This window comes from Frankia sp. CoBUL1, from assembly GCF_978021245.1.
In genome coordinates, this window is record NZ_CDXDOS010000021.1 from 21,833 (window position 1) to 28,608 (window position 6,776).

A 6,776-nucleotide genomic window follows, 5' to 3' on the forward strand; every position below is an offset into this window, starting at 1 on the left:
CCAGGAAGCTCGCCGAAGGCGAGCCGACGCAAACCCCGCCTCCACCCCCATGCCAGAGGTCCCCGCACCGCGCCGAAGACCCCGACCGGCTACCCCAGGAAGCTCGCCGAAGGCGAGCCGACGAAAACCCCGCCTCCACCCCCATGCCAGAGGTCCCCGCACCGCGCCGAAGGCGCCGTGCGGGGGAGGCGCCGTGCGGGGAAAGGCTTGCCCCCGCGGACGGGAGGTTCCGCGGGGGCAAGCTCTCTGGCGTGGGAGCCGGGCGCCACTCGGGACGGAGCGAACGCCGGAAGGCACTCCCAAAGACGATCTTTCCAAGAACGCTCTTCTCGACCGCCATCGACGGCGATCAAATTATCATCGGATAATCCAAGAGACAAGAGCTTTATATCACTCCTTTTGAACAATTCGAAGGTCGTCTTCGTTAGACTTCGACCTTTTGTCGCGACACGGACAATTAACGCATGCCAGCTTTAGACAGCGGCCACGGCAACAGGCACGATAGCCATCGTGGTTCAGGCCCCCGCACAGCCGCGCTCCCATCGCCCCTCGATGACCGTTCCCACTCCCCCGGTCACCGTGGAAGATCTCGACACGGGCGGGCATGACGACGCTCGGTTCGAACTCCTGGACGGCTTGTGCGTCCTGCGACCATGGCCGACACCGCTGCGGGCCCGCGTCACGGCGCGCCTGGTCCGGATCCTGGCGGACACGGCCACCTCCGGAGCTCATATCCTGCCGGCCGGGATCGGGGTGGAGCTGTCCCCCCGCAGTCTGCTCGTGCCGGACGTCGTGGTGGTGGAGGCGAGCGGTGACACCGGCCGTCGGTTCCGGGACACCCCGTCCCTCGTCATCGAAGTGGCCGACGCCAGCACCCGGCGCTACAACCGCACCCTCAAACTCGATCTCTACCGGCAACGCGGCGTGCCGTCCTGCTGGCTGATCGACCCGGACACCGCCACCATCGAGGCGTACGGCCTGGTCGCCGACGCGTACCTCGCCACCCACACGGTCAGCGGGAAGGAGACCTTCACCGCCACCCGGCCCTTTCCGGTGGCGATCCAGCCTGCCGAGCTGATCGACCCGCCCGACTCGGAGTGATGGCGCGACGCCGACCGCTTCCCCGGGAAGCCCGCCGAAGGCCCGTGCGGGGCTAGCAGACGTCGTCGGCGTCGACGATGGTGTAGGCGTAGCCCTGCTCGGCGAGGAATCGCTGGCGGTGCGCCGCGTACTCCTGGTCAAGGGTGTCGCGGGCCACCACCGTGTAGAAGTGCGCCGTGCGGCCGTCGGCCTTGGGCCGCAGCACCCGACCGAGCCGCTGGGCCTCCTCCTGGCGGGAACCGAACGTGCCCGAGACCTGCACGGCTACCCCGGCCTCCGGCAGGTCGATGGAGACATTCGCGACCTTGGAAACGACCAGTGTGGTGATCTCCCCGGTCCGGAACGCCTCGAACAGTCGCTCCCGCTCCCGGTTACGGGTGGAACCCTGGATGACCGGGACGTCCAACAGTTCCCCGAGCTCGTCGAGCTGGTCGAGATACGCGCCGATCACCAGCACCCGGTCATCGGAGTGCTGGCGGACGAGACGCTCCACCACCGCCCGCTTGCTGCGGGCGGTGGCACACATCCGGTACCGCTCCTCCGGCTCGGCGACGGCGTAGGCCATCCGCTCGTCCTCGGTGAGCGTGACGCGCACCTCGGTGCACTGCGCCGGCGCGATCCAGCCCTGTGCCTCGATCTCCCGCCACGGGGCGTCATACCGCTTCGGCCCGATCAACGAGAAGACGTCGCCCTCCCGGCCGTCCTCCCGGACGAGGGTCGCGGTCAGGCCGAGCCGACGACGGGACTGGATGTCGGCGGTCATCCGGAAGACCGGCGCCGGGAGCAGATGCACCTCGTCGTAGACGATCAGACCCCAGTCCCGGGCCCCGAACAACTCCAGGTGCAGGTATTCGCCCTTACGCCGGGCCGTCATCACCTGATAGGTGGCGATGGTGACCGGCCGGATCTCCTTGCGCTCCCCGGAGTACTCGCCGATCTCCTCCTCGGTCAGCGAGGTGCGGCGCAGCAGCTCGTGCCGCCACTGCCGGCCGGCGACCGTGTTCGTAACCAGGATCAGCGTGGTCGCCCCGGCCTGGGCCATGGCCGCGGCACCGACGATGGTCTTCCCGGCGCCCGCAGGCAGCACGACGACCCCCGACCCGCCCTCCCAGAACCCGGCTACCGCGCCCTTCTGGTAGTCGCGCAGCTCCCAGCCGTCCTGGCGCAGTTCGATCCGGTGCGCCTCGCCGTCGACGTAGCCGGCGAGATCCTCCGCCGGCCACCCGAGTTTGAGCAGCACCTGCTTGAGCCGGCCGCGCTCGGAGGGGTGCACGGCGATCGTGTCGTCGTCGATGCGGGAGCCGAGCATCGGCACGACCTTCTTGGCCCGGGCCACCTCGACGAGCACCACCCGGTCGAGAGCACGCAACACCAGCCCGTGGGCCAGGTCGTTCTCCAGGCGCAGCCGACCGTAGCGATCCATCGTGTCGGCGATGTCGACGAGCAGGGCGTGCGGCACGGCGTAACGGGAGAAGCGAACCAGCGCATCGACAACCTGCTCGGCGTCATGACCGGCGGCCCGGGCGTTCCACAGCGCCAGCGGCGTCACCCGATAGGTGTGCACGTGCTCCGGAGACCGTTCGAGCTCGGCGAACGGAGCGATGGCCGACCGCGCCTCGACAGCACTGGGATGCTCGACCTCGAGCAGCAACGTCCTGTCCGACTGGACGATCAACGGGCCGTCCGTCACCCGCCACCGCCCTTTCCGTCCGCCGTAGGTTCCGCCGTGGGTATCGGCCCATCAGTGAACCACCAACACGAGCCGCCCTGCACCGATCGGTGCGGTGCGGGCCACCGGCGTAGCACCGGCACGATCACACCGGCGGCGCGCTGCTCGTTCACCGGCGCCCTTCGACGGTACAGCCGACCACCGACACGGTAACCAGAGGGGCCGAAGCCAGACCGAAACCACCGCGGGTCCGCGGGCAAGCGGGCACACCGGCACAGGTACCGGCACCGGTACCGGCCCACCGGCCCGCCCGGCTCATGGCGGATCGGCGAGATCCTCCGCGGCGGCCGACCAGTCCGCCGCCACCGGCGGTCCGCCGAACGCGTCGTCGATGTCAGCGACGCCGGTCACCCGGTGCAGGACGAAACGACGCGGGCCGGCGCTGAGTTCGTCCCACGCGGTGAGCCAGCCGCCCTCGACGGCGGTGGGCCGCACGATCCGGTCGCTCGGCGCACCCTGCTGGTCAACGTAGCCCAGCAGCACCCGGCGCCGGTCCCGGACGGCTCCCTGCAGCAGCACCAGGATCAACGGCGCGGACCGGGTGAGCCCGACCTCGATGCCGGGAACCTCGCCGGCCGCCCGGACCGCCCGTGCGCTGTCGTCGCCCCGGCGGACCAGCCGGACCACGTCGCGCAGCTGGTTGATCCGGGTGTCGGCCACGTCGACCGACGCCGCGCGGGGACGCGCCGGCGTCCGATGGGCGGCGGGCCGGCGCAGCACCACCCGCCCGTCCGGGGCCTCCGCGACCGGTGCGAACCCGGCGCTGTGCAAGCCGGCGAGCATCTCCGCGGTCGGCAGTGGGGAGATGACGATCGTCGGCGCGATCCGGCGCAGCCCCAACGCCTGGGTACGCCGGTTGGCGACCACCTCGGCGAGCAGCGCCGTGTCCTCGCAGCGCAGGTAGCTCGCGGCGGGACCGGCCCGCAACCGGCCGTGCCGCCGGGCGGTGTCGTCGATCAGATAGGTGAGGGCCTGCGGCACCCCGCCTCGACCGAGACGGACGAGCATCGCGTGGATGTCCTCCGCTACCAGGCCCGAGTCCAGACCGCGACGCAGCGAGGCCTCGGAGAACCGGTAGACGGTGGCCGCGCCCGCGGACTCGACATCCGCCATCCGCGCCAGCTCCGCAGCCACCCGGGGTACCAGCGGGCCCGGGGCAACCGCAGTGAGATCCCCCTGCAGCAGCAGCTCCTCGACCGGCTCGGGCAACAGCGGCGCAAGCGCGTCGGCAAGCCTGACGCACAGCCCTGGATCACCAGCCGCCGATCGGCTCGGCACGCCCACGTTCCGCGTCGGATCGGCGTTCTCCGCGTCGAGCTGGGCGGCGAGTAACCGACCGACCGTGCTCGGTGCGCCCCGGCCGGTCAGCCCGAGCAGCTCGGCCTCGACGATCGTTCCGTCGATCATCCCGGCGAGCAGCATTCCGCCGCGCCGGGGCGCTCGCCAGGTCAGCAGGGCACGCAACGACTCCGCGGTCGGCACCACCCCTGCGGGCGCCGCGGCCAGCGCCCGCAGGACCTGGGCACGCAGGTCCTGCACGGCCGGCCGCCGCACGTCCAGCGACAGGGGAGCGATCTGCCGGCCCCGTTCGTCCCGCTCGCCGACCAGCCAGGCGGCGGTCGACGAGCGCAGCCAGCCCTCGACCAGTACGGCCCACCGGGCCGCCACCAGGTCGGTGCCCCAGCGGTCGTAGGCCGTGGTCGGCACGTACTGGACCTCGGCCCCCGCGGTCGCGTCAATCAGGCCTGCCGCCGCGGCCAGCTCCACCACGAAGGCCGCGGTCCGCTCGTCGACATCGAGCAGTTTCGCGGCGGCACGCAGGTCCCGCACGCTCAACCCGCCGGTGCGCAGCGGAGTGACCGGGCTCGTGCCCCAAGCGTCCAGCAGGGTGGTGACCCACCGGACGAGGGCGTCCGCCGCCAGGGCCGCCACGGCGTCAACCGCCGCCACCCCGACGACCTCTCCCTCGACCGCGGGCGGATGCGGGTGCAGGACCCCGGCCGGATGCTCGCCGCGCACGACCAGCCCAACCTCGCGCGGCAGCTCGACGGTCTCCTCGTCCAATCCGACGAGCAGGCCGCGGGCAAGTAGTTCCTCCACCGGGGTTCGGGCCGCGGACACCCCCAGCAACCGGCCCGCCTCCGTGGTGGCGCCGAGCGCCGGACCCGCGGCCAGCCGGTCCAGCAGCTGCCGCGCCCGGGAGGAGCAGGCCTCGATCCACTCCCGCACCCGATCCGCGTCCGCGAAGGCGTCGCTCAACGCGTCGATCATCGCTTCCCGGACGGCGACCCCGGTCATCGTCTCGTCGACCGCGCCCCGGGGCACCGGCAGGCCGGCCGCGGTCAGGAGCCGGGCGAGCTGGGACTGCCGGTACGTCGTCAGGCAGGCTCGCACGGGACGGCCGAGCCCCAGCGGGCGCACGCCGAGGAGGTCGACGACCATCCCGGTGACCCGCAGCTCGGCATCGTCGCCCCAGATGAGCCCGAGGTCACGAAGCCGGCCCACCGGCTCGGACACCTCCGAATGCCCGCAGAACCTTGTCAGCTCCGCCAGGGACACCGGCCGGGGAAGGATCGTCAACGCCTCCAGGAGCTCGCAGGCGCCCGTGTCGAGACGTTCCAACGCGCGGGCCACGCTGACCCGGATCTCCAGGCGGGCCGCAAGCACCTCGAAGTCCGGTGGGGGCGGCGTCGCCAGGTCCGGCCGTAGGAGGAAGAGCCGGGTCAACGCCTGATCCGGAAGCGCACGCAACCAGTCCACGAGGGTCACGGGCGCTGTCCTGAGGCCTCGGCGGCCGACATCGACACCCTCACGACGGTAGCTGGCGCGGCGCCAGGCCGACAGGGCGCCGTCGCTCAGCCGGGCCGTGCCGCGTCACCTGGGCGGATACCGGATTCACAACCGCGGCGGACACCGGCACCGCGGCGACGGGTGATGGCCCCGCGCGGCAGGTCGTCGTGCCGTCCGGCCGCTCCACCGCCGATCCCGACCCGGGCCGTCCCCACCTGATCGAGCACCCATCCGCAGCTGGTGTCCCACCGCAGTACCGCGATCGCCGGATCGGTACCGCCCAGCGGGGACAACACCGCAAACGCCCAGTCGGGTGCGCCGGTCGAGGTACGGATGCCGGTGATGCGCAGACCATCCGGCGACACCCTGGACACCAGCGGGCTGTCGAAGACCGCCGCCGTGATCGCGGCGGCCTCGGCCTCGGTGGGCAGCCGGCCGGGTCCGTCGGAGGCGTCCGGGAGCTGCCCGGCCCGGCCGTTGCCGGCATGGCCCTGCCCGGCCCGGTCCTGACCCACCCGCCCCTGGCCGCCACTGTTCACGGTCAGGGGTGCCGCAGGAGAAGGTGCGGGTCTTGGACGCACGTGGCCTCCCTGGATGCTTTGGCAGGCCAGGACGCGCGCTCGGCCGAACATCGGCGACCAGGATGCCCGAGACGGGCCTCTTCGCGGCGAGGTCGACGGAATGCGACAGACCTACCGATACCGATTTCACACGCCCGGGGCCATCGGATGCAAGAGGATTCGGCAAACTGGGCGCAACCAATTTCGCCGGGACCGCTTCTCCTGCTCCGCCGGCCCGGATGGTCCGCGTGGCCGAGGATCCGCAGGTTACCTGGACATTGCTTCGATCATACTCAATGGAGACCATAAAGCGACAAGTGCGGCAACGGTGACAACAATCGCTCTCTGGTCGACAAACCTCTGCGTTGTATGCCATCTTTGCGAACTTTTTACGGGCCTGAGCCGCGAAGCCCCATCTCCGCCGACGGCACCGGTCCAAGCCCTAACGACGCCGGTCGAACTGATCCACGAGGAAGGACAGATGGTTCACCCGTCCCCAGTCCGCGACCCGGGACATCGTCCCGGCGTCACCTGGCAGGGCCAGTGTCCGGCCGAGCGAGACGCCGACGACGAGGACCGCCGCGAGCACCGCCGCC

At 71.4% G+C, this 6,776-nt stretch carries 4 protein-coding genes; 1 reads left to right on the forward strand and 3 read right to left on the reverse strand.

Annotation, left to right across the window (positions count from 1 at the left end):
- Window positions 1-552 precede the first annotated feature (552 nt).
- Entirely contained in the window at window positions 553-1,101 is a 549-nt protein-coding gene (locus AC08OX_RS03780; RefSeq protein WP_476606528.1) for a Uma2 family endonuclease, read from the forward strand.
- Window positions 1,102-1,153: 52 nt separating this feature from the next.
- Here the strand turns inward: AC08OX_RS03780 and AC08OX_RS03785 are convergent, their stop codons facing one another.
- The 3 genes from AC08OX_RS03785 to AC08OX_RS03795 form a co-directional block, all read right to left on the reverse strand.
- A complete protein-coding gene (locus tag AC08OX_RS03785; protein ID WP_476606529.1) occupies window positions 1,154-2,791 on the reverse strand; it encodes a DNA repair helicase XPB in 1,638 nt (545 codons plus the stop codon).
- A 294-nt stretch (window positions 2,792-3,085) separates the two neighbouring features.
- The gene (locus AC08OX_RS03790; RefSeq protein WP_476606530.1) at window positions 3,086-5,599 is read right to left on the reverse strand and encodes a helicase-associated domain-containing protein; all 2,514 of its coding nucleotides are present in this window, start codon (window positions 5,597-5,599) and stop codon (window positions 3,086-3,088) included.
- 86 nt (window positions 5,600-5,685) lie between these two features.
- Window positions 5,686-6,201, reverse strand: a complete 516-nt coding sequence (locus AC08OX_RS03795; protein ID WP_011438756.1) for a hypothetical protein — start codon at window positions 6,199-6,201, stop codon at window positions 5,686-5,688.
- Between the last annotated feature and the right edge of the window lie 575 nt (window positions 6,202-6,776).